This is a genomic window from Myroides sp. C4067 (genome assembly GCF_038039665.1).
GTDB lineage: Bacteria > Bacteroidota > Bacteroidia > Flavobacteriales > Flavobacteriaceae > Flavobacterium > Flavobacterium odoratimimum.
On record NZ_JBBPHJ010000011.1, the window covers coordinates 1 to 24,600 of the forward strand.

Here is a 24,600-nt window from a genome sequence, read left to right on the forward strand (position 1 = left end):
AACTCGCGACAACCAGCTTGGAAGGCTGGAGCTCTACCAACTGAGCTACTTCCGCTTTTGTGGATGCAAATATAATGCTATTTTTAATTTTGATGCAAGCATTTTTGTTGATTTTTTTAAATAATTCTTCAATTAAATGTTTTCTATCATAATATCAAATAGATGCAAAAATGTTCCTACTATAAAATACATCTTATATAGACGCCATCTAAATAATTAAGAAACTTTTAAGTTTGGTTGGTTCGGTAATTACAAAACTAACCGTATATTTGCATCTCTCAAAACATTAAAGTAAAATGCAATACGACCAAAATTTAGTAGACTTATTCCAAGATTATTGCGCTCACCATGAACTGGTGCACCACTTCTCACCATTAACTGCACAGATTTATACATACATTATGTTTAATAATAACAGAGATGGCGTGACTTTTGATGAATTAGTTGAAAGATTAAATGCAAGTAAGAGTTCTGTCTCTACAAGTTTAAATCTATTGATTTCGAATAACCAAATTGAGCATTTCAATAAGATTGATGAAAGAAAAAGATACTTCAGATTGAACCCTAACTATATGACTCTAAGATTACAAATCATTAGAGATGTATTAGAACGTGAGCATGCATTGTGTCTTAAAATGCTTAAATTCGTTGATGAAGGTGTTTTAAAAACAGACAATTGCAACAATAAAGTAGAACTTTATATAGATCATTTAGCAAAAAGTAAAAGTCATTTAGCAGATACAATAGAAAAATTAAAAAGTACAAATTAAGTAATTATATGAAACGTTATTTACAATCGATCACTTTCGCTGCAATCGCTATCACTGTAGCGTCATGCGGAAATAAAGATCAACAGCAAGGGGGACCTCAGGCATTACCTTACAAAGTAATCGAAGTACCTACTCAAAATGTAACAGGTTATAAAAACTACCCTACTAATATCCAAGGGAAAGTTGCTAGTAGCGTTCGTGCTAAAATAGCTGGATACATTCAAGAAGTTTATGTAGACGAAGGTGCAATCGTTAGAAAAGGACAACCTCTATTTAGACTTGAGACGAACACTTTAAACGAAAGTGCTGATGCAGCTAAAGCAGCAATCAGAACAGCTGAAGCTCAAGTTAATGTTGCTCAAGTAAACGTTGACAAATTAGTACCTCTGGTAAACAAAGGGATTATCAGTAAAATCCAGTTAGAAACTGCTGAAGCTAACTTAGCTAGTGCAAAGAGTCAAGTAGCTAATGCTAAAGCACAACACAAAAGTATAGTTGCTAATATTGACTACGCTGTGGTTAAAAGCCCTATCGATGGTATTGTAGGACAAATTAACTTCCGTGAAGGGGCATTAGTAAGCCCTAGTGACCCTCAACCGTTAACTGTAGTATCAGATGACAGTAGTGTATTTGCTTATTTCACACTTAATGAAAAAGAATACTTCGATTTCTTAGAAAAAATAGAAGGTAAATCTTTAAAAGAGAAATTAAGTCACTTACCTACAGTAAAATTACAGTTAGCTAATGGACAAGTGTATGAAGAACCTGGTAAAATCGAAACTATCTCAGGTCAAATTAATCCAACTACGGGTACAGTACAGTTAAGAGCTGCTTTTAACAACCCTAACAGATTGTTGGCTAATGGTAATAGTGGTACATTATTACTTCCTAACGAATATACTAATGTATTAGTAGTTCCTGAGTCAGCTACATTCGAACAACAAGGTCAGGTATATGTATATACTGTGGCAAACGATACAGCTAAGGCTACTAAGATCGAAGTAATCGATAGAATCAACAAGTTGGCAATCGTAAAAGAAGGTGTCAAAAAAGGTGAAAAAATCATCGGAACAGGATTAGGTACACTGCGCAGTGGATCACCTATAACTCCAGTACCAGAGAAATTTGAAAAAATTAACGAAGACATCAAATCAACATTCTAAAGTATGTTAAAAACATTTATTGAAAGACCTGTATTATCTACAGTTATTTCTATACTTATAGTAATACTAGGGGTACTGGGATTAACAGTACTTCCAGTTACGCAATATCCAGATATTGCGCCGCCTACTGTACAGATTGCTGCTTCATATCCTGGAGCCAATGCTGAGACAGTAATGCAATCTGTTGTTATTCCTATTGAAGAACAGGTGAACGGGGTTGAAAACATGGACTATATTACCTCTACAGCATCGAATGATGGTAGTGCTAGTATCCAAGTTGTGTTTAAACAAGGAGTTGACCCAGATATCGCTGCAGTAAACGTACAAAACCGTGTGGCACGTGCTACACCACTTTTACCAGCAGAGGTAACGCGTTCAGGGGTAACTACTCAGAAACAACAAACAAGTGCATTAATGTTCTTGTCTTTCTATTCGACAAGTCCTAACTACGATGCTATCTACATCCAAAACTACATGAATATTAACGTTATTCCTGTACTTAAACGTGTAAGTGGTGTTGGGGATGCATCTGCTTTTGGTTCTCGTAACTATTCTATGCGTATTTGGATTGACCCTGCTAAGATGAAAGCTTATGGACTAGTTCCTTCTGACGTTGTAAGAGTCCTAAACGAACAAAGTTTAGAGGCTGCTGCTGGTCAATTAGGTGAAAACAATGCTGAGGCATTCCAATATGTAATTAAATATAGTGGTAAGTATAAAACTCAAGACCAATACGAAAATATCGTAGTAAAGTCATTGGGTAATGGACAAGTGCTATACCTTAAAGATGTAGCTAAGATAGAATTAGGTGCAATGTCTTATGTAGGTAGTTCTGAACAAGATGGACACCCTGCTGTAGCTATGGCTATCTACCAAACACCAGGTTCTAACGCTCAAGAGATTATTCAGAACTTACATACTGAACTTGAGAATATGAAGACTTCGTTCCCTGATGGTATTAATTATACAGTACTGATGGATACGAACGAATTCTTAGATGCATCTATTAGTAAAGTAATCAGCACACTTATAGAGGCATTCTTACTAGTATTCGTAGTGGTATATATCTTCTTACAGGATTTCCGTTCTACGTTAATTCCTTTAATTGCTGTACCAGTTGCAATTATAGGTACATTCTTCTTCCTTAGTGTATTTGGGTTCTCAATTAACTTGTTAACACTGTTTGCTCTTGTACTGGCCATCGGTATTGTGGTGGATGATGCCATCGTAGTGGTAGAGGCCGTGCATGCGAAGATGGAAGAGACTGGCCAAGAAGCTAGAGAAGCGAGTTTAAACACCATGAGTGAGATTTCAGGTGCTATTATCTCGATTACATTAGTAATGTCTGCTGTATTTATACCTGTAACCTTTATTCCAGGTCCTACAGGAGTATTCTATAAGCAGTTCGGTATTACACTTATTGTTGCGATTTTAATTTCGGCTGTTAACGCCTTGACCTTGAGTCCTGCATTATGTGCACTGTTCTTAACTCAACATGGAGCTCATGGAGAAGGAAAGAAAAGAAACTTTGTTCAACGCTTCTTTGATGCATTCAACGTTGCATTCAACAAATTAACTCACAAATACGGTAACTCATTTAAGTTCTTATTAAAACATAAATGGACTACGTTTGCCATCTTACTTGCGTGTTTAGGTATTACATATTATGCTGCTAAAACAATGCCTAGTGGATTCGTACCAAACGAAGACCGTGGATTCATCATGGGTAATATCGAGTTACCTGCTGGTGCTTCTCAAGACCGTGTAACGAGTTTACAACAACAGTTCTCTAAAGTAGTACAGCAAATCCCAGGAGTAGAAGGGGTAACTATCGTATCAGGATTCTCATTCATCAACGGACAAGGTTCTAACTACGGTATGGCGATGATTAAGCTAGACGACTTTAAAGATAGAACTACACCTGAGTTAGCAACTGATGCGATCATTGGTAAACTGTTTGGTATCGCTGCTACACAGTTCCAAGATGCTAGAATGATTTTCTTCCAACCGCCAAGTATACCAGGTTTCGGTATGTCTTCAGGTTTTGAGATGAAATTATTAGATAAAACTGGAGGTGCACTTACTGACTTCGACCAAAAATCAAAAGAGTACTTAGCTGCATTAATGGATCGTCCTGAAATCTTGTATGCTCAGTCATCATTCAATACTAACTATGCTCAATACGAGTTAGATCTTAATATCCCTAGAGCCAAAGAATCAGGAGTACTAGTAAGTGATATTTTCTCTGCTCTTCAAGGGTATATTGGAGGTATCTATGCAGCTGACTTTACTCGTTTTGGTAAACAATACCGTGTAATGGTACAGTCTTTACCTGAGTACAGATCAGACAAGAATAGCTTAAACGAGATTTATGTAAGAACTGCTTCAGGAGAAATGACACCAGTAACTCAGTTCGTTGATTTGAAAAAAGTATATGGTCCACAGTCAGTGAACCGTTATAACTTATTTACATCTTCGAATATTACAGGAGCTCCTAAACCAGGTTATAGTTCTGGAGACGCAATTAAAGCGGTACAAGAAGTAGCTGCTCAAACATTGAGCACTGATTACGGTATTGACTTTACAGGTCTATCTCGTGAGGAGATTAGCTCTGGTAACCAAACTGTGATGATCTTTGCTTTATGTATTATTTTCGTTTACTTCTTATTATCTGCTCAGTATGAAAGTTACTTATTACCACTAGCTGTAATCTTATCATTACCTACTGGTATCATGGGAGCGTTCATCGCACAGAAATATGCAGGATTAGAAAACAATATTTACTTCCAGATTGCCCTGGTGATGCTGGTCGGGCTTCTTGCTAAGAATGCTATTCTTATTGTGGAGTTCGCTTTACAGAGACGTCAGCATGGAGAGTCTATAGCAGAGTCTGCAATCAACGGTGCTAAAGCTCGTTTAAGACCGATCTTAATGACCTCTTTTGCCTTCATCTTAGGTATGATGCCATTAGTATTCGCTAAAGGTGTTGGAGATGTTGGTAACAGATCTATCGGTACTGGTGCAGCATTTGGTCTATTGATTGGTACTATACTTGGAGTATTCGTAATTCCAGTACTTTACGCTATCTTCCAGTACATACAAGAAAAAATTAAACCGATTAAATTCGTAGAGCACAAGTCAGAATAATATGAAAAAACAAACTTTATATAGAGCTTTACCTATTGCTGTTTTAGCTGTTACTATGCAGTCTTGTATCGTATCTAAAAATTACGAGAGACCTGAAGTAACTAACGAAGCACAATTCCGTACTGATAACATATCTCAAGATACTCTTTCTATGGCAAACATGTCATGGAAAGAGCTATTCTCTGATCAAACGCTTATTCAATACATTGAACACGGATTAGAAAATAACTTAGATATCAGAATCGCATTAGAGAATATCAATGCTGCTCACGCTTATATGCAACAAGGTAAATGGGGATACGCTCCTACATTAAACCTAGGTGCTAACTATACTCACTCTGTATTATCTAAAAACGGACCTCAAGGTATCGCTTTTGGAGATACTAGAGTTAAAAATGATTTGTATGACATTACAGGACAGTTCTCTTGGGAACTAGATGTATGGGGTAAAATCAGAAGTGACAAAAGAGCTGCAGGTGCTAGCTACCTACAAACTCTTTCTGCTCACCAGGCAGTAAAAACTCAATTAATCTCTACTATCGCTACAACGTATTTTCAATTAGTAGCTTTAGACGAGCAAAAACGTGTAACAGAACAAACTATCGTAAACAGAACTAACAGTTTAGAAACGATTGAAGCTTTAAAAGAATCTGGACAAGTGAATGAAGTAGCTGTTAAGCAAACTCAAGCACAGTTATTCAATGCAAAAGCTCTTTTAGTTGATCTTGAAAACAATATCAAACTAACAGAGAACGCATTCAGTATTCTATTAGGTAATAATCCTGGTACAATCACTAGAGGAGAACTTAAGAGTCAAAAACTTAATGCAGACCTTTCTGTTGGTGTTCCACTTCAATTATTAAGCAATAGACCTGATGTAAGAGCTGCTGAGTATGGATTAATTAACGCTTTTGAAATGACTAATGTTTCTAGAGCGAACTTCTATCCATCTTTCAGACTTACAGCAAATGGTGGTTTACAGAGTTTAGATTTTGATAACTTATTCAATACAAGTTCTTTATTTGCAAACTTCATCGGTGGCTTAACTCAACCTTTATTAAATGGTAGAAAAGTTAGAACTGCACATGAGGTAGCTAAAGCAAAACAAGAATCTGCTTACCTAAGTTATAAACTATCTATTCTTAATGCGTCAAAAGAAGTTTCTGATGCATTATATACTTACCACAGTTCTTCAGATAAGTTAAAACTTAAAAAGCAAGAATACGAAGCATATAACCTAGCTACAGAATACTCAGAAGAGTTATTAGTACAAGGTATGGCTAACTACCTAGATGTATTGACAGCTAGAGAGAGTGCACTTGCTGCAGAATTAAGTTACATTAATACAGAATTAGCACAACTTACCTCTATCGTACAGCTTTATAGAGCTGTTGGAGGTGGTATAAAATAATTTTATAGTTAATTGTTATTCATTAAAAGAGAGTAGTTATTTAGTTAACTACTCTTTTTTTATACATTTGACTTATGAATATCTCTAGGTTACTTCTTCCTCTTCTTTTTCCAAAATACACTTGGAAAAGACCGAATACTCAAAAGCATATTTACTTAACTTTTGACGATGGCCCTATACCAGAAGTCACAGAATGGGTATTAGATATACTGAAGCAGTATCAGGTAAAAGCTACATTCTTCTGCATAGGTGATAATGTGAGAAAACACCCTGCTGTATTCAATAGAATCTTACAAGAAGGACATCAGATAGGCAACCATACTTTTAATCACTTAAATGGCTGGAAAAACGCAAATGAAGTATATATAAACAACTTCTGCTTATCAACGGAAGAAATGGCCAAACACACTAGCTTTGAGAACAGAACACGTCTATTCAGACCTCCTTATGGTAAAATAAAAAAGCAACAAGCTAAACAAGTAATATCAGAAGGATATGACATCATCATGTGGTCACATCTTACCAAAGATTATGATAAGAACACTACTCCTGAAGAATGTTATAAAAGAGCCATAACGAATATGGCTCCTGGAAGTATTATTGTATTTCATGATAGTATCAAGGCTAGTCATAATTTATACTATGCCTTACCTAAGACTATCGACTACTTATTATCTAAAGGGTATACCTTCTCTACGTTATAGTGTCTTAGTGACATTGATAAGAGAGTTTGCATCCATAACACCACTTTGGCGCCAGATCATACTACCTCTTTTATACAGCATCATAGTAGGCACTTGCTTTATTCTTAAAGCCTCTACTAGTTCACCATTTTTCTCAACATCTATTTTTACTATACGCAACCTATCCCCCATAGCAGCTGCTACATCGATTAAGACAGGATTCATAGTAGTACATGCTTCGTTCCACTGTGCATAAAAGTGGATTAAAACAGGAACATCTGCTGTTACTAACTCTCCGAATTTTGACATATAATATAAATTAACTTTACTATAAACTTCTATTAATATACAAAAATATTACTTTTTAGCAATATTCTTTACTTTTTTCGCCTTAATTCTATCACTGTGATTTCTGGCCAGATACCTGTACGTCCTTGATAAGCGTGATACCCGAATCCTCTATTTACATAAATATACTTACCCATCTTCTCATAAAGCCCTGCCCACTGCTTATACACGTACTGTATAGGGCTCCATTTTATAAATCCAGGTATCTCTATACCGAACTGACTACCATGCGTATGACCTGCTAGAGTCAATTGAAAATTCTTTTTATGTTCTAATATTTTAGCTTCCCAGTGTGATGGATCATGACTCATTAAGATCTTAAAGTCTTTAGAGCTCACTCCTTCTGTAGACTTATCTAAATCTCCTAGTTTCTGAAAGTGTCCACGTACTCCCCAATTCTCTACCCCTACTACCGCTATACGTTGTCCATCTTTCTCAAACCATACATGCTCATTTCTCAATAATCTGAAACCTAGCTTTGGACTGATATCACAGATCTCTTTAAAGTTCTTTTGTCTCTCTTCCTCTGTGTCCCAATGTGCATAATCTCCATAATCATGATTTCCTAGTATAGAGTATTTACCATATTTATAATGGCGTATTTTATTGAACACATCATACCACGGAAGCATCTCATCTGCTAGACTATTCACTAAGTCTCCCGTAAATAACAATGCATCTGATTCTTGACTATTAATCAATTCTACTGCGTATCGAATCTTCTCTTCATTGTCAAAACTCCCACTGTGTATATCAGAAATATGAGTAAACTTAAATCCATCAAACGCCTCTGGCAAATCCTCAAACTCTATAATACTCTTCCTAACCTCAAATTTATATCTCCCTATCGTGATACCGTGTAGCACAGAGATAAAAGGTATAGACGCTATCCCGAAAGCAAGATGAGATACAAACTTTCTTCGCCCTGGCACGAAAGATTCTTTATCCTCTTTCTTTACTTTAACGCCTTTACTATAATTCCAGATACCTCTACCTATTCTTACTACATCCTCAGTAATTAGTAATATAGTAATAATCGCTTTAGGCAAATAGAATAAGATAACTAAAGCTCCTGCTACTAGTGACTGATGATTCCTAGCGTGATTGCGATCAAACTGTGAAAAACCATATATGATATATATAATACCCAATAAAGAGACCACCACATAGCCCCATCTCATTAGCTTATTTTTAGTCACCTGACGAACAGCCTGAAAACAATAAAACTCTATTATAATAAATACTAACAGTAATACTATAAATCTCCCCATTTCAATAATCTATAAATAACAAATTTAATTTTTTCCAAATGCTTTCAAAGTATCTTTAACAATATTTAATGATATTTATCAAACATCTAAATCACAAAACTTTTGTTCTCTCCCAAGTCCTACTACAAATTCATTATCTTTGAACATATAAATAATTACCCTTAATAAAAAACCACATTATAGATGGCTAATAAAAATCGTCTTTTCTTACTAGATGCCTATGCTTTAATATTTAGAGGATACTACGCATTTATAAAAAATCCTAGAATTAACTCTAAAGGTCTTGATACCTCTGCTATTCTAGGGTTTATGAACTCACTAATAGACGTTATAAAAAGAGAATCTCCTGATCACCTAGCTGTTGCTTTTGACAGAGGTGGTAGTGATTTAAGACTAGAATTATTTCCAGAATACAAGGCTAATAGAGATGAGACTCCAGAAGCCATCAAAATAGCTGTTCCGTATATCAAGCAAATCTTAGAAGCCATGCATATCCCTATCGTAGAAGTGAGCGGGTATGAAGCTGATGACCTTATCGGAACATTGTCTAAACAGGCAGAGAAAGAAGGCTTCGAAGTATATATGGTGACTCCAGATAAGGATTATGCTCAGTTAGTATCTGAGAACATCTTTATGTATAGACCAGCTCGTATGGGGAATGGTATCGAAATATGGGGAGTAGACCAAGTAAAAGAGAAATTCGAAGTAGACTATCCAGAACAAGTGATAGACTTCTTAGGAATGATGGGAGATGCTGTAGATAATATCCCTGGACTACCTGGTGTAGGAGAAAAAACAGCGAAGAAATTTATCAAGCAATACGGTTCTATGGAAAACCTATTAGCCAATACACATGAGCTAAAAGGTAAAATGAAAGAGAATATAGAAGCAAATAAAGAGAAAGGATTACTTTCTAAAAAACTGGCTACTATCATCCTAGACTGTCCTGTACAATTCAATGAAAAAGACTATATACTAGAATGTCCTGATATCGAGAAATCAGAAGCTTTGTTTATTGAACTTGAGTTCAGAAGAATGAAAGAACAATTCGATAAACTATTCAATAAAGGAAAAGAAGCTATCCCTACTCCAACAGCTACTGCTACGACTACAAGTGGAGCTGATGAGCAATTCTCTCTTTTTGGAGATGATTCGAGTAATACCTCTTCTTCTACTGAAGCTTATTTTGGTAATCTAAATACAACTAATCACGTATACCAACTGTGTAATAGCGGTATGGCTATTCGTTTATTAATCCAAAACTTACTAAACCAGAAGTCAGTGTGCTTTGACACAGAGACGACAGGCTTAGACCCTTTTACTGCAGAATTAGTAGGTATAGCTTTCTCTTTTGAGAAAGGGACAGCATTCTACGTACCTTTCCCAGAGAACCAAGACGAGGCAAAGGCGCTTGCACAGCAATTCGCTCCTTTCTTTGAAGCAGAAAATATTGAGAAAGTAGGACAAAACCTTAAATATGATATCAAGATTCTAAAACAATATGACATCACTGTAAAAGGTCCTCTATTTGACACGATGATTGCTCATTATTTAATCAATCCTGATATGCGCCATAATATGGACGTATTAGCAGAGACTTACCTTAAATATACACCGCAACCTATCGAAGAACTAATCGGTAAAAAAGGAAAGAATCAAAAGACTATGCGTGACATAGAAGCCGAGATAGTCAAAGAATATGCAGGAGAAGATGCTGATATCACTTATCAACTAAAAGAAACTTTTGCTCCACAGCTAGTTGCTACGCATACACAGGAGTTATTTGACAATATCGAAATACCGCTAGTAAATGTATTAGCAGATATGGAGACAGAAGGTATACGCTTAGATACTGAATATCTAAAGTCGTTATCTGACACCCTATCTACTGACATTAAGCTACTAGAACAACGTATATTCTTAGAAGCAGGAGAAGAGTTTAACCTAGCCTCTCCAAAACAATTAGGTGATATCCTATTCGAAAAACTTCAGATAGGAGGCTCTAAACCTAAGAAAACAAAAACAGGTCAATACGCTACTGGTGAAGAAATATTAAGTGACTTAGCACCTAAGCACGAGATAGTACGAGACATATTAGAATGGAGACAGTTAGTAAAACTACAGAATACTTATGTAGATGCACTACCTGACCAAGTAAATATAAAAACGAATAGAGTACACACAGAATATATGCAGGCTGTAGCTGCTACAGGTCGTCTTAGTTCTAACAACCCTAACTTACAGAATATTCCTATTCGTACAGAGAGAGGTCGTCAGGTAAGAAAAGCCTTTGTAGCACGTGATGAGAACTACGTACTACTAGCAGCCGATTATTCTCAGATAGAACTGCGCATCATAGCAGCACTAAGTCAAGAGCCTAATATGCTAGAATCGTTCCAACGTGGAGAGGATATTCACCGTTCTACTGCTGCTAAGGTATTCAATGTACCTTTAGAAGAAGTAACTAAAGAACAACGTAGTCATGCCAAGACTGTTAACTTCGGTATTATCTATGGAGTATCTGCCTTCGGACTAAGTAATCAGACTAATCTATCTCGCGCAGAGAGCAAGGAGCTAATCGATGCTTACTATGCTACATATCCTAAACTAAAGAGCTATATCGCTACTCAGATAGATTTCGCTCGCGAGCATGGATACGTACAGACTATCTTAGGTCGTAGAAGATATCTAAAAGATATTCACTCTCATAATGCTGTCGTGAAAGGTGCAGCTGAGCGTAATGCTGTCAATGCTCCTATACAAGGTAGTGCCGCAGACATTATAAAGATAGCGATGATCAATATCAACAAGAAGTTGACTGCTGAGAATTGGAAATCTAAGATGCTACTACAAGTACACGATGAGCTTGTCTTCGATGCTCATAAAGAAGAACTTGAAGCATTAAAGACAATGGTCAAATCTGAAATGGAAAACGCTTATAAACTAGATGTACCATTAATAGTAGACCTAGGTACTGGAGAAAATTGGCTAGAAGCACATTAATTAAAACATATATAGTATCCCCTTGAAGTTTAGATGTCTTCAAGGGGATTTCTTTTGTTCATATTTAGAATCAACTTATTGCATAATGATGAGCATCACTTCTATTTTTAACTACCTACTCTATTACTGATAATAACATTAGCATTTTATTACAATAATCATGTAATCTAGACCTAACTAAATTATTCTATATTTGCCTCAAATAATTATTAAGATAAACAAGATGAAAAAGTTACTAGGCAAAATAATGTTAGGAATCACGGGATGGAAGTACGCTCCTAATAACTTTGACCCAAAAAAAGAAAGGAAGACTGTACTAATCTGTGTTCCTCATACTTCTAACTGGGACTTCTACTACGCATTAGCCTGCTTCTGGATTATGGGGGTACCTATACGCATGTTTATAAAAGATTATTATACTAAAGCATGGTTTGGTTTTTTCTTTAAAGCGCTTGGATGTATCGGTGTAGATAGAACCAAAAGACAAAATCTAGTAGAATACGCAGTCAATGTCATTAATACTACTGATGATATCGCTATCATTAATACTCCTGAAGGTACCCGTGGGTATTCTGATCAATGGAAACAAGGGTTTTACCATATCGCTAAATCTGCTAATGTGCCTATCGTATTAGGATATGCAGATTATAAAAAGAAAGAATGTGGTATCATTAAACTTGTCCATGTGGAAGATAAAACATTCGAACAAGTACTTGACGAAATCGCCCCTCACTATAATGCAGAGATGGCAAAATACCCTGAGAACTACAATTCTAAATTATATTAAAGACTTATAAAGGAAGTATATGATTATCATAGATAGGCAAGTAAAACCTCTTTAATTACCTGTCTTATAACAATAAACCTTCTGTTTTATAGTAGATAGATTAGGTATATGACCTCCTTGCATAACTATTATGTCTATAGTGACTCCGATAAATTGTACAAAATAACGGAGTCACTACGGACTCATAACGGACTCACTACGGACTCATTCAAAATTAAAGCGCACTCCTACTCTATCGAAACTAAGAGGTAATCGAAGCAAAATCGCCAATCAAATGAATCACATAACTACCGTACTGGATTATAAATTTGTCTTTGTATAACCACTTCACTCATCTAACTTCATAATTAGTCATTCGCCACACTAGAATGTATCGCTCAGATAAGTTACGCTATCACAAAAACATACCTTACTTATAAAAAACAAATATAATTATATACCGAAAGTACACACTTGTAATGCTACTTAATCACAAACTCTACTTCCTTAGTAAAGCTACCGATATCGTTACCTAATTGTTTTATGATTTTATAAGTTCCTTTATCATACTTAAATTCCTTAGTGAACAAATCGATATCAAAACCAACTCCCTCGCCTGGTCCGATAGGATGTATCATACGATCAAATCCTATTCCTTCCATATCCATTACTTCCCAAGAATCTCCTTTTAGAACACTTATAGAATAGTCAGAACCAGTATTGACTTCCGATGAAGATTGATTAGTTATCGTTAAATGAAGTACTTCAGGTGCTTTATCATAAGCCACTTGTTCTAACACCATAGTTACTTGGTTACTTATACTATCTAGCGACTCTTTCTGATTAGGCGTTTTAGTAACTACTTCTTCGATTACTTCTTCATGTGTTGCCGCTTCTTTCTTTTGTGGACATCCAGCCATTATTAGCGCTAATACTGCCATTACAGGTAATGTGATCTTTTTCTTCATATCATTTATTTTTATTTACTAAATTACTCAAAACAAACATTTTATAATTACAAAAATCAATGAATTTAGTGTACATCGTATCTAGTAAAAAATACTAACCTAAATAGAGCAATTGATATTGGAAGTAGAGTAGCGATACAATTGTTAGTCAAACAATTGAGCGCCAATATTTTCTAAAAAAGGGAGTAGAAATTTGTAAAGTACAGAAATAATTGTACTTTTGCACTCCCTTAATTGGGAATGGAATGTTTAATTAAATACAAATTTATTGTGGAAAGTTTAAGCTACAAGACAGTATCGGCTAACAAAGCAACTGCTCAAAAAGAGTGGTTAATTGTTGACGCTGAAGGTCAAAATTTGGGACGTCTTGCTTCAAAAGTTGCAGTACTTTTAAGAGGTAAGCACAAAACAAATTATACACCGCACGTAGACTGTGGAGACAACGTAATCGTTATCAACGCAGAGAAAATCAACCTAACAGGTAACAAATTAGATGACAAGACTTACATCCGTCACACAGGTTACCCAGGAGGACAAAGATCATTAACTGCTAAAGTAATGCAACAAAAAAACCCTGCATTATTGATCGAGAAAGCAGTAAAAGGAATGTTGCCTAAAAACAAATTAGGAGCACAATTATTCCGTAATTTAAATGTTAATGTAGGTTCTGAGCACAAACATGAAGCTCAACAACCTAAGGCCGTTAATTTAAACGAAATTAAGTAATGGGAGTTATTCACAAAATCGGTAGAAGAAAAACCGCTGTTGCTCGTGTTTATGTTTCTGAAGGATCAGGTAACATCACAGTTAACAAAAAAGATTTTAAAACTTATTTCCCAACTGGTACATTACAGTACAAAGTATTACAGCCTCTTACAATGACTGAGAACGCTGAGAACTTTGACATAAAAGTAAATGTATACGGTGGAGGAACAACAGGTCAAGCTGAAGCAGTGCGTATGGCTATCGCTAGAGCAATGTGTGAACTTGATGTTGAGAACAGAGCAGTTCTTAAACCAGAAGGATTATTGACTCGTGACCCTCGTATGGTAGAGCGTAAGAAATTCGGTCAGAAGAAAGCTCGTAAGAGATTCCAATTCTCTAAACGTTAATATTTATTTATTATTAAAAATCTGGGTTTTTGTTGCCCCACTTACAACATGCTGTAAGAGGTAGTTTAGCATCTAAATAATTGAGACCAATTTATTGCTACTCGATTATTGCTAAAGTAACAGAACGTAAACTATTAGAAAATGGCAAACAAAGTAGAAGTAAAAGATTTACTAGAAGCAGGTGTTCATTTTGGACACATGACTAGAAAATGGGATCCAAACATGGCTCCTTATATCTATATGGAGCGTAATGGTATTCACATTATCAATCTATATAAAACTGCAGCTAAAATAGAAGAAGCTAATGAAGCTTTGAAAAAAATCGCTGCATCAGGAAGAAAAATCCTTTTCGTTGCAACTAAAAAGCAAGCGAAAGACATCGTAGCTGAAAAAGCAGCTGCTGCTAACATGCCTTACATCACTGAAAGATGGCCAGGTGGTATGTTAACAAACTTCGTTACTATTCGTAAAGCTGTTAAAAAAATGGCTTCAATCGATAGAATGAAAAAAGACGGTACATTTATGACTCTTTCTAAGAAAGAGCGTTTACAAGTTGAACGTCTTCGTGCAAAATTAGAGAAAAACTTAGGTTCTATTGCTGACATGACTCGTCTACCAGCAGCTCTATTTGTTGTAGATATTAAAGCTGAACACATTGCGATAAAAGAAGCTCAAAAATTAAACATTCCGATCTTCGCTATGGTTGATACAAACTCTGACCCACGTCAAGTAGATTTTGTTATTCCAGCAAACGATGATGCTTCTAAATCAATCGATAAAATTTTATCATTAGTGACTTCTGCTATTATCGAAGGTAATGCAGAAAGAAAGTCTGAAAAAGAAGAAGCTACTAAAGTAGAAGCTCCTGCTGCTAAGGCATAATTTTTTAACAATATCATAAAGTCGTTATGCTGATAGTTGTCTACCTTTGTATACACTGTCGATAACGACTTTTTTTTATTAACTCATTAATACTCTTTTAAAATGGCAAATATTACTGCTGCAGAAGTAAATAAACTAAGACAACAAACAGGTGCCGGAATGATGGACTGTAAAAAAGCTTTAGTTGAAGCTGAAGGAGATTTCGATAAAGCTATCGAAGTTTTACGTAAAAAAGGACAAAAAGTTGCTGCTAACCGTTCTGACCGTGAGTCAAGCGAGGGTGCTGCTGTAGCTTTAGTTAATGCAGACAAAACTAGAGGTGTAGTTATCACATTAAACTGTGAGACTGACTTCGTAGGTAAAAACGAAGGGTTCCAAGCTTTAGCAAAAGAATTAGCTGAGAAAGCTATCAACTTTAACACTAAAGAAGAATTCTTAGCATCTCCATTCGACGCTACAATGACTGTTGCTGAAAAATGTGTTGAGCAAACAGGAGTTATCGGTGAGAAAATCGAGATTGGTTCTTTCGAAGTATTAGAAGGTGCTTTCATCGGTTCTTACGTTCACGGAAACAAAATCGCTGCTATCACTGCTTTATCTGAAGCTGTTGCTAAAGCTGACGAGATTGCTAAAGACGTATCTATGCAAGTTGCTTCAATGGGTGCTGAAACATTATCTTACAAAGATTTTGACGCAGAATTCGTTGCTAAAGAAACTGAGGCTCGTATCGCTGTTATCGTAAAAGAAAACGAAGAATTAGTACGTTTAGGGAAAACTCTTAAAAATGTACCTCAATATATTTCTTACGCTCAACTTACTGAAGAAGTATTAAAACAAGCGGAAGAAGATGCTAAAGCTGAATTAAAAGCTGAAGGTAAACCAGAAAACATTTGGGATAGAATCTTACCAGGTAAAATCCAACGTTTCATCAGTGACAACACTACTTTAGACCAAGAGAAAGCATTATTAGACCAAAACTTCATTAAAGATGAGTCTAAAAAAGTTGCTGACTATGTAAAAGGTTTCAACGTAGAAATCACTGGATTCAAAAGAGCTTCTTTAGGTTAATCAATAACCTTTTAGCAATATTTAGAAAAGCCTCAGTTAATTCTGAGGCTTTTTTTTATTACTTTTACCTGACACAACTAATTTTATTATGAAATTATTAAAGAACAATCTGCTAGTGCAGATCATTATCGCTATCGCATTAGGTAGTGTGTTAGGAAACTATCTACCAGAATCAATAGGTAGAATATTTAGTACTTTTAACAGTATATTCGGTGGCTTTCTAGGCTTCTCTATCCCACTTATCATTTTAGGGCTAATCGTTCCTGCGATTGGTAACATTGGCAAAAATGCAGGTAAATTACTTATCATTACCACAGCTATTGCTTATGGTTCTACCCTATTCGCAGGTTTTATATCTTATGGAGTGAGTATATCGACATTCCCAAGTATACTAGCGACAGAACAAATGGGAGATATTACAGAATCAACAAAGAACCTAGCTCCTTACTTTAATATCGAAATGCCTCCAATGTTTGATGTCATGAGTGCCTTAATCATCTCTTTTATTTTAGGAATAGGAATCTCTAAAGGTAATTTCAAATACTTAGAGGGTGTTTTTAACGACTTTCAGAGTATTATCATGTCATTAATCAACAAAGCCATTATTCCGTTCTTACCGCTCTTTATTTTCGGTATATTCTTGAATATGACTTATAATGGGCAAGTATTCATTGTACTAGACACCTTTATAAAAATCATAGGAGTGATCTTCTTACTACACATCTTCGTTCTACTGTTCCAATACATAATAGCAGGTACGATAAGTAAGCAGAACCCTATTAAGCTAATGAAAAATATGTTACCTGCGTACTTTACAGCTCTAGGAACACAATCTTCTGCAGCAACAATACCTGTGACATTAGAACAAACATTAAAGAATAATGTAGATCCTAAAATAGCTGGATTTGCTATACCTTTGTGTGCGACAATACACTTAGCAGGTAGTACATTAAAAATTGTAGCGTGTGCTGTTGCATTAATGTTAGTACAAGGGCAAGCTGTAGACTTTACGTTAATGGTTGGTTTTATCTGTATGTTAGGAGTTGCGATGGTAGCAGCGCCTGGTGTACCTGGAGGGGCTATTATGGCTTCTTTAGGAGTACTAAGTTCTATCTTAGGATTTGATACAGAACAACAAAGTTTAATGATTGCACTATATATCGCTATGGACAGCTTCGGTACAGCTTGTAACGTTATGGGTGATGGAGCTATCGCTATTATAGTAAACAGAATATCTAAAAACACAGCTATAACAGAAGCATAATGTTCTAGCGAATTCACAATTATGTACGAGAAAACATATCCGAGTAAGAGATTTAAAAAGACAATGGAGTTTGTCAATAAGCACATTTCAAAAGACTCACAAATACTAGATCTAGGAGTAGTTAACCCACTAGCCAAAATAATGAAAGAAGATGGTTATCAAGTAATCAATACTTCTGGTGAGGACTTAGACGAAGATCAGAATGTACTTTTAAATACTGATTATGATGTACTAACAGCTTTTGAAATTGTAGAACATTTACTAAATCCTTATACGGTATTAAAATCGTGTAAAGCTTCTAAAATAATGATTTCTGTTCCTTTGCGCTTGTGGTTTAGTACTGCATATAGAAGTAAAACAGATATGCTAGACAGACATTATCACGAATTCGAAGCTTGGCAATTAGACTGGCTAGTAGAGAAAGCAGGGTATAAAATCGTAGATAGAGATATGTGGACACACCCTATCAAAAAACTAGGGATACGTCCGATCTTTAGATGGTTTACCCCTAGATACTATATCGTTTACGCTGAAAAAATATAAGTATACAAACGCTGAGGAATTCCCTCAGCGTTTTTTTATTATATCATGTTATCCCTACACCTAATTTGCACAGTTCAAAAAAAGACCTATATTTGCCTCAAGCTTTAGGGGTGTCTACAAGACTTTGTAGGCTGAGACTTCACCCTTGGAACCTGATCTAGTTAATACTAGCGTAGGGAAAAGTAAGATGACTTCATTAGATAGGTACGTTCGTACCCTATTGTAGCCATTCCTAAAGTTATATATCAAAACGAAAAGGAATGGAACTAAAAATCAACAATCAACAAGTACTATTTGACACGGATACATTAAGTATTCAGGCTATGTTGGATATTTATTATCCACTGAAACAAAAAGGGATAGCGGTAGCTGTGAACCAAACTGTTATTGCTAAACCCCTATGGTCTACTTATCACTTATCTACTAGTGATGATATCTTAATTATAACTGCTACTCAAGGTGGTTGATTCCATTCGTTTAAAAAACTAAATAACTCATAAAACTAAAAGACAATGGAACAACACAGTATCTCGCAAACCCCTTTCCCTAACTCAAAAAAAGTATACATCAAGGGAGAGCTCTTCCCAATAGAAGTAGCGATGAGAGAGATATCTCTTAGCAACACTAAACTATCTAATGGCGGTACAGAAGAGAATCCACCTGTAACCGTATATGACACATCAGGTCCTTATACTGATCCGGATATTACCATAGACATACGCAAAGGTATTCCACGTCTACGCGAAGAATGGATACTAAATAGAGAGGATGTGAATACATTATCTTCTATCACATCAGAATATGGTAAAGCTAGATTAGCAGATGAAAAACTAGATCACTTGCGCTTTGAATTTAGACATAACCCAAAGGTTGCTAAAGAAGGAGCTAATGTTACTCAACTACATTATGCTAAAAAAGGTATAATAACTCCTGAAATGGAATATGTAGCCATCAGAGAAAACCAAAGAATAGAACAGCTGAATAACGCAACCTCAGCCATGAAGCAACAGCATCAAGGCAATAGCTTCGGTGCCAATACTCCTAAAAACTTCATTACACCAGAGTTTGTCAGAGAAGAGATTGCTAGCGGACGTGCTATCATTCCTAATAATATCAACCACCCTGAAAGCGAACCTATGATTATCGGGCGTAACTTCTTAGTGAAGATCAATGCTAATATTGGAAATAGTGCTGTGACCTCATCGATAGAAGAAGAAGTGGAGAAAGCAGTTTGGGCATGTCGCTGGGGAGCAGATACGATTATGGACTTATCAACAGGTAAGAATATTCACGAAACAAGAGAGTGGATTATACGCAACTCTCCAGTACCTATCGGAACAGTACCTATCTACCAAGCATTAGAGAAAGTAAAAGGAATAGCCGAAGATTTGACGTGGGAGATCTTTAGAGATACCCTAATTGAACAAGCAGAACAGGGAGTATCATACTTTACTATACACGCTGGAGTACTACTACGCTATATTCACTTGACTGCTAATCGAGTGACAGGTATTGTATCCCGTGGAGGGTCTATTATGGCGAAGTGGTGTCTATTCCATCACAAAGAAAACTTCTTATATACTCACTTTGAAGAAATATGTGAAGTAATGAAGCAATACGATATAGCATTCTCTTTAGGTGATGGACTAAGACCTGGCTCTATTGCAGATGCAAATGATACAGCTCAATTTGCAGAGTTAGAAACACTAGGTGAACTAACTAAAATCGCGTGGAAACACGATGTACAGGTCATGATAGAAGGACCGGGACATGTACCTATGCACATGATTAAGGAGAATATGGAAAAGCAACTTCGCGACTGTGGAGAAGCCCCATTCTATACATTAGGTCCTTTGACTACAGATATAGCTCCTGGTTATGATCATATCACTTCAGCTATCGGAGCAGCTATGATAGGATGGTACGGAACGGCTATGCTATGTTATGTAACACCAAAAGAACACTTAGGTCTACCTAACAAAAAAGACGTGAAGGATGGTGTGATTACTTATAAACTAGCTGCTCATGCAGCAGACTTAGCGAAAGGACATCCTGGAGCACAATACAGAGATAATGCACTGAGTAAAGCCCGCTTTGAATTTAGATGGGAAGATCAGTTCAACCTTTCACTAGATCCTGATACAGCAAGAGAGTTTCACGATGAAACACTACCTGCTGATGGCGCTAAAGTAGCTCACTTCTGTTCTATGTGTGGACCTAAATTCTGTTCTATGAAAATATCACAAGAAATTAGAGATACAGCAGAACAAGGAATGCGCGAGAAGTCAGAAGAGTTTATAGAATTAGGAAAAGAAATATATCTATAAAAGAGAACAGAGATGGTGGTCATAACCTACCCTACTCCTATAGAAAACGAGACAAGCCTTATCAACAAAATGTTTGAGAAAGGCTTGCCTCTACTTCATGTTCGCAAACCGAATATGTCCTATGAAGAGTTAGTAAAATGGGTGAATAATATCGACAATTACTATCATCCGTACTTAGTTATACACATACCAACAATAGTTATTAACAACAATGAACACGTTTTTAAACAATATAAAGCACTTATCAACAAGATAAACAGTACTTATACACACTTATCAACAGCTGATTGTTTATATGTTAATAACTATAGTGTAGAACTGCCTAAGTTATCAACATCTGTTCATTGTATAAGTGAGGTTAATAAGTTATCAACAAACATAGACAGAGCATTCATCAGTCCTATCTATCCTAGTATATCTAAGAGAGGGTATGTCTCAACTATTGATTGGACAGAGGAATTAAAGCAAAGAACTAATAACAGAGTAACCTTAGTTGCCCTTGGAGGAATTACTCCTTTTCACATCAAATCCATTCATACAATGGGATTTGATGATTATGCCTTATTAGGAACAATATGGGAAGCTGAGCAACCTTTAAAACAATTTGAATTATGTCAATATTACGACCAATTGCATTGGCAATAGCTGGCTTTGATCCTACTAGTGGTGCTGGGGTTATGGCAGATATTAAAACATTTGAACATCATCAAGTATATCCTATGGCAGTGCTATCTGCTAATACGATACAGACAGAAGATAACTTTATCCATGTAAGATGGGAAGAAGAATATACTATCCGTCAATTATCTGTTATACTTGAGAACTATACTATAGCAGCAATAAAAATAGGTATTGTCAAAGACCTAGACACATTGAAGCTATATGTGGATACTATCAAAGGTTTATCTCCAACGACCAAAGTTATTTGGGACCCTGTATTGCGTTCATCTAGTGGTTTTGACTTTCAGACTATTGAACGAATTGATTCTTTAACTACTGTATTACAACAGATAGATCTGATTACACCAAACTACCTAGAGATACACCAATTAGTCACTACGAATGACGATGCTCTTCAAAAAGCACAGCGATTAAGTCAATACTGTGATCTACTTCTAAAAGGAGGACATAATCCTAATGCATTGGGCTTTGACTACTATGTGAGTAAAGAGGTGATACAAACTATACCTCCAACTCAGCTATCTGACTATCCCAAACACGGTTCTGGCTGTGTATTATCCTCTGCGATAACAGCTAATATTGCAAAAGGAGATCACACATTGACAGCTATTCAGAAGGCTAAAGCCTACATAGAAACATTCTTCAACTCTAATCATACCTTACTCGGATATCATGCTAAATAAAATACAATACATCAGTCATGGAGATACTCCACAAGAACAGCTATATCATATAGAAACTGTATTAGGAGCAGGACAACAGTGGATACAATATCGCTTCAAAAATACGACGAATACTACCCTGTGGCAAACAGCAGAACAGGTCAAAAAACTATGTGAACAATATCAAGCTACTCTGATCATTAATGATCATGTAGACTTAGCTAAAGCTATAGAGGCCGATGGTGTCCACTTAGGACTTACTGATCTAAGCATCACACAAGCCAAAGCTTATTTGCCTAACAAGATCATAGGAGGTACAGCTAATACAATAGAAGACATCCAACTTAGACATGCAGAAGGTTGTGATTATATCGGTCTAGGCCCTTATCGATTTACTACTACTAAACAGAAGCTAAGCCCTATACTTGGTCTAGCAGGTTATCAACAGCTCCTAAAACAGATGCAAGAACTAGATATCAACATCCCCGTAGTAGCTATAGGTGGCATACAACTAGAAGATGTAGAAGACTTAAAACAAGCAGGACTACATGGCATAGCGATATCTGGTTTACTTCAAAACAGCACTGATAAAAAAACATTACTACAACAACTAAACTATATACTCAAATGAATACACAACCACTTACAATAGCGGATAAGACCTTTCAGTCACGCTTATTCTTAGGAACGGGTAAATACGGTTCTAACGCAGATATGGAAATCGCTACATTAGCATCCGAAAGCGAACTAGTTACAGTCGCTCTGAAGCGAATAGACACGACCACTGACACCAATGCTATACTCACTCATCTACAGTACCCACATATCCACCTTCTACCTAATACATCAGGAGCAAGAAATGCTAAAGAAGCAGTCTTCGCAGCACAACTAGCTAGAGAAGCACTAGAGACAAACTGGCTTAAACTAGAAATACACCCAGACCCTAAATACCTACTTCCCGATCCTATCGAAACCCTAAAAGCGACAGAAGAACTAGCCAAACTAGGGTTTGTTGTCTTGCCATACATACACGCAGACCCTGTATTGTGTAAACGACTAGAAGAAGTAGGTACAGCAGCTGTCATGCCTTTAGGAGCCCCTATAGGTACCAATAAAGGGTTAAAAACAATGGACTTCTTAGAAATTATCATAGAGAATAGTAAAGTTCCTGTTATTGTAGACGCTGGTATCGGAGCGCCTTCGGACGCAGCTAAGGCTATGGAGATAGGCGCTGATGCTGTACTTGTCAATACTGCTATAGCAGTAGCTGGTAACCCTGAACAAATGGCTACTGCCTTTAAACTCGCTGTCAGAGCTGGTCGCCTAGCGTATGAGGCTAAGCTAGCTACTGTAGTAAATCACGCTCAAGCTTCTAGTCCACTAACAGCATTTCTAACAGAATAAACTATGTCTTTTATACAAACTTATGAACAATACGACTGGGAAGAGATTAAGAGAACAATCTATGAGACAACCTCTGTACAAGTAGAACAGATCTTAGCTAAGAATAAGAAGACCCTCACAGACTTTATCCATCTTATCTCTCCTGCTGCTACACCCTATCTAGAAGAGATGGCTCAGCAGAGTCAACAGCTTACTCAAAAGAGATTTGGCAAGACGATATCACTATATGCTCCGATGTATCTTAGTAATGAGTGCAATAATATCTGTACCTACTGTGGCTTCAGCTTAGATAACAACATTCGTAGAAAGACTCTCTCTCCAAAAGAAATAGAACAAGAAGTCAAAGTAATCAAAGCACAGGGGTATGATCATATATTACTCGTAACAGGAGAGGCTAATCACATAGTCAATATCAATTACTTCAAACAGAGTATAGAACAGATACAGCAGTCTTTTTCTACCATTTCTATAGAGGTACAACCCCTAAAACAAGATGAGTATGAACAGTTAGCTGATCTAGGTGTGTATGCTGTACTGGTATATCAAGAGACCTATCATAAAGAGGTATATAAACAATACCACCCTAAGGGGAAGAAATCTAACTTTGAATATAGATTAGATACTCCTGATAGAATAGGGAGAGCTGGCATACATAAGATAGGACTAGGTGTACTCCTTGGACTAGAAGACTGGCGAGTAGATAGCTTCTTTAATGCGCTACATATAGACTATTTACAAAAGACTTATTGGCAAACGAAATACTCTGTATCCTTCCCTAGACTAAGACCTGCAGAAGGCGTTATAGAACCTAACTTCATCATGGAAGATAGAGACCTCATACAGCTCTTATGTGCATACAGAATATGGAATGAAGACCTAGAGATATCTATCTCTACCCGTGAGAGTGAAATACTGAGAAACAATGTATTTAAACTAGGTGCTACTACGATGAGTGCCGGTTCAAAAACTAATCCTGGAGGATATAGTGTATCAGAAGACTCATTAGAACAATTTGAGATCTGTGATACTAGAAGTACATCAGAGATATACCAGCTGATAAAAGAAGCAGGATATGATCCTATATGGAAAGACTGGGATAAAGCCTATCAATAAATAAAGAACTATAA

At 36.3% G+C, this 24,600-nt stretch carries 23 protein-coding genes and 1 riboswitch; of the genes, 20 read left to right on the forward strand and 3 right to left on the reverse strand.

Features of this window, described 5'->3' with window-relative positions; genetic code table 11:
- Positions 1-296: 296 nt before the first annotated feature.
- The 5 genes from AABL87_RS09545 to AABL87_RS09565 all read left to right on the forward strand — a co-directional run bounded on the left by AABL87_RS09545 (position 297) and on the right by AABL87_RS09565 (position 7,195).
- Positions 297-770: a GbsR/MarR family transcriptional regulator gene (locus AABL87_RS09545; protein WP_006262267.1), complete on the forward strand. Its 474-nt coding sequence runs from the start codon at positions 297-299 to the stop codon at positions 768-770.
- Between the two features lie 8 nt (positions 771-778).
- Positions 779-1,933, forward strand: coding sequence for an efflux RND transporter periplasmic adaptor subunit (locus tag AABL87_RS09550; protein ID WP_006264607.1), 1,155 nt, complete (start codon positions 779-781; stop codon positions 1,931-1,933).
- A gap of 3 nt (positions 1,934-1,936) precedes the next feature.
- On the forward strand, positions 1,937-5,080 hold the full coding sequence (locus AABL87_RS09555; RefSeq protein ID WP_341277257.1) for an efflux RND transporter permease subunit: 3,144 nt from the start codon (positions 1,937-1,939) through the stop codon (positions 5,078-5,080).
- A 1-nt stretch (position 5,081) separates the two neighbouring features.
- On the forward strand, positions 5,082-6,491 hold the full coding sequence (locus tag AABL87_RS09560) for an efflux transporter outer membrane subunit (protein WP_341277258.1): 1,410 nt from the start codon (positions 5,082-5,084) through the stop codon (positions 6,489-6,491).
- A gap of 74 nt (positions 6,492-6,565) precedes the next feature.
- A complete protein-coding gene (locus tag AABL87_RS09565; protein ID WP_341277259.1) occupies positions 6,566-7,195 on the forward strand; it encodes a polysaccharide deacetylase family protein in 630 nt (209 codons plus the stop codon).
- Here AABL87_RS09565 and AABL87_RS09570 read toward each other — a convergent pair.
- Together AABL87_RS09570 and AABL87_RS09575 are read right to left on the reverse strand one after the other, a co-directional pair.
- Positions 7,190-7,483 carry a thioredoxin family protein gene (locus tag AABL87_RS09570; RefSeq protein ID WP_006259726.1) on the reverse strand — a complete coding sequence of 98 codons (294 nt, stop codon included), beginning with the start codon at positions 7,481-7,483 and terminating at the stop codon, positions 7,190-7,192. The genes AABL87_RS09565 and AABL87_RS09570 overlap by 6 nt on opposite strands.
- Before the next feature lie 68 nt (positions 7,484-7,551).
- Positions 7,552-8,793 (reverse strand): metallophosphoesterase, encoded by a 1,242-nt coding sequence (locus tag AABL87_RS09575; protein WP_341277260.1) that lies wholly within the window; start codon positions 8,791-8,793, stop codon positions 7,552-7,554.
- A gap of 183 nt (positions 8,794-8,976) precedes the next feature.
- Between AABL87_RS09575 and polA the strand changes: the two genes are divergently transcribed.
- Both polA and AABL87_RS09585 read left to right on the forward strand, forming a co-directional pair.
- On the forward strand, positions 8,977-11,796 hold the full coding sequence (gene polA / locus AABL87_RS09580) for a DNA polymerase I (protein ID WP_341277261.1): 2,820 nt from the start codon (positions 8,977-8,979) through the stop codon (positions 11,794-11,796).
- A 223-nt stretch (positions 11,797-12,019) separates the two neighbouring features.
- The gene (locus tag AABL87_RS09585) at positions 12,020-12,583 is read left to right on the forward strand and encodes a 1-acyl-sn-glycerol-3-phosphate acyltransferase (protein WP_025124597.1); all 564 of its coding nucleotides are present in this window, start codon (positions 12,020-12,022) and stop codon (positions 12,581-12,583) included.
- Between the two features lie 461 nt (positions 12,584-13,044).
- On the opposite strand, the gene AABL87_RS09590 is transcribed toward AABL87_RS09585, so the two are convergent.
- Positions 13,045-13,530 carry an immunoglobulin-like domain-containing protein gene (locus AABL87_RS09590; protein WP_006262274.1) on the reverse strand — a complete coding sequence of 162 codons (486 nt, stop codon included), beginning with the start codon at positions 13,528-13,530 and terminating at the stop codon, positions 13,045-13,047.
- A gap of 270 nt (positions 13,531-13,800) precedes the next feature.
- Between AABL87_RS09590 and rplM the strand changes: the two genes are divergently transcribed.
- From rplM to thiH, 13 genes are all read left to right on the forward strand, one after another.
- The gene (gene rplM, locus AABL87_RS09595) at positions 13,801-14,256 is read left to right on the forward strand and encodes a 50S ribosomal protein L13 (RefSeq protein ID WP_025124595.1); all 456 of its coding nucleotides are present in this window, start codon (positions 13,801-13,803) and stop codon (positions 14,254-14,256) included.
- Positions 14,256-14,642, forward strand: a complete 387-nt coding sequence (gene rpsI / locus AABL87_RS09600; RefSeq protein WP_006259732.1) for a 30S ribosomal protein S9 — start codon at positions 14,256-14,258, stop codon at positions 14,640-14,642. Before rplM ends, rpsI begins: the two co-directional genes overlap by 1 nt.
- 141 nt (positions 14,643-14,783) lie before the next feature.
- Entirely contained in the window at positions 14,784-15,524 is a 741-nt protein-coding gene (gene rpsB, locus AABL87_RS09605) for a 30S ribosomal protein S2 (protein WP_006259733.1), read from the forward strand.
- A gap of 102 nt (positions 15,525-15,626) precedes the next feature.
- On the forward strand, positions 15,627-16,592 hold the full coding sequence (gene tsf, locus AABL87_RS09610; RefSeq protein ID WP_006259734.1) for a translation elongation factor Ts: 966 nt from the start codon (positions 15,627-15,629) through the stop codon (positions 16,590-16,592).
- 88 nt (positions 16,593-16,680) lie between these two features.
- The gene (locus AABL87_RS09615) at positions 16,681-17,856 is read left to right on the forward strand and encodes a dicarboxylate/amino acid:cation symporter (protein WP_006259735.1); all 1,176 of its coding nucleotides are present in this window, start codon (positions 16,681-16,683) and stop codon (positions 17,854-17,856) included.
- A 63-nt stretch (positions 17,857-17,919) separates the two neighbouring features.
- Positions 17,920-18,399 (forward strand): methyltransferase, encoded by a 480-nt coding sequence (locus AABL87_RS09620; protein WP_006262275.1) that lies wholly within the window; start codon positions 17,920-17,922, stop codon positions 18,397-18,399.
- Between the two features lie 96 nt (positions 18,400-18,495).
- Positions 18,496-18,595, forward strand: a riboswitch (TPP riboswitch).
- Positions 18,596-18,659: 64 nt separating this feature from the next.
- The gene (gene thiS, locus AABL87_RS09625; protein WP_006266784.1) at positions 18,660-18,866 is read left to right on the forward strand and encodes a sulfur carrier protein ThiS; all 207 of its coding nucleotides are present in this window, start codon (positions 18,660-18,662) and stop codon (positions 18,864-18,866) included.
- A 45-nt stretch (positions 18,867-18,911) separates the two neighbouring features.
- Entirely contained in the window at positions 18,912-20,726 is a 1,815-nt protein-coding gene (gene thiC, locus AABL87_RS09630; protein ID WP_341277262.1) for a phosphomethylpyrimidine synthase ThiC, read from the forward strand.
- Between the two features lie 12 nt (positions 20,727-20,738).
- Entirely contained in the window at positions 20,739-21,371 is a 633-nt protein-coding gene (locus tag AABL87_RS09635; RefSeq protein WP_341277263.1) for a thiamine phosphate synthase, read from the forward strand.
- The gene (locus tag AABL87_RS09640; RefSeq protein ID WP_006266780.1) at positions 21,338-22,090 is read left to right on the forward strand and encodes a hydroxymethylpyrimidine/phosphomethylpyrimidine kinase; all 753 of its coding nucleotides are present in this window, start codon (positions 21,338-21,340) and stop codon (positions 22,088-22,090) included. Before AABL87_RS09635 ends, AABL87_RS09640 begins: the two co-directional genes overlap by 34 nt.
- Entirely contained in the window at positions 22,080-22,700 is a 621-nt protein-coding gene (locus tag AABL87_RS09645; RefSeq protein ID WP_006259742.1) for a thiamine phosphate synthase, read from the forward strand. Before AABL87_RS09640 ends, AABL87_RS09645 begins: the two co-directional genes overlap by 11 nt.
- Positions 22,697-23,473 carry a thiazole synthase gene (locus AABL87_RS09650; RefSeq protein ID WP_006259743.1) on the forward strand — a complete coding sequence of 259 codons (777 nt, stop codon included), beginning with the start codon at positions 22,697-22,699 and terminating at the stop codon, positions 23,471-23,473. The genes AABL87_RS09645 and AABL87_RS09650 overlap by 4 nt, the downstream gene beginning before the upstream one ends.
- A gap of 3 nt (positions 23,474-23,476) precedes the next feature.
- On the forward strand, positions 23,477-24,586 hold the full coding sequence (gene thiH / locus AABL87_RS09655) for a 2-iminoacetate synthase ThiH (RefSeq protein ID WP_131540299.1): 1,110 nt from the start codon (positions 23,477-23,479) through the stop codon (positions 24,584-24,586).
- The last annotated feature ends 14 nt before the right edge of the window (positions 24,587-24,600 follow it).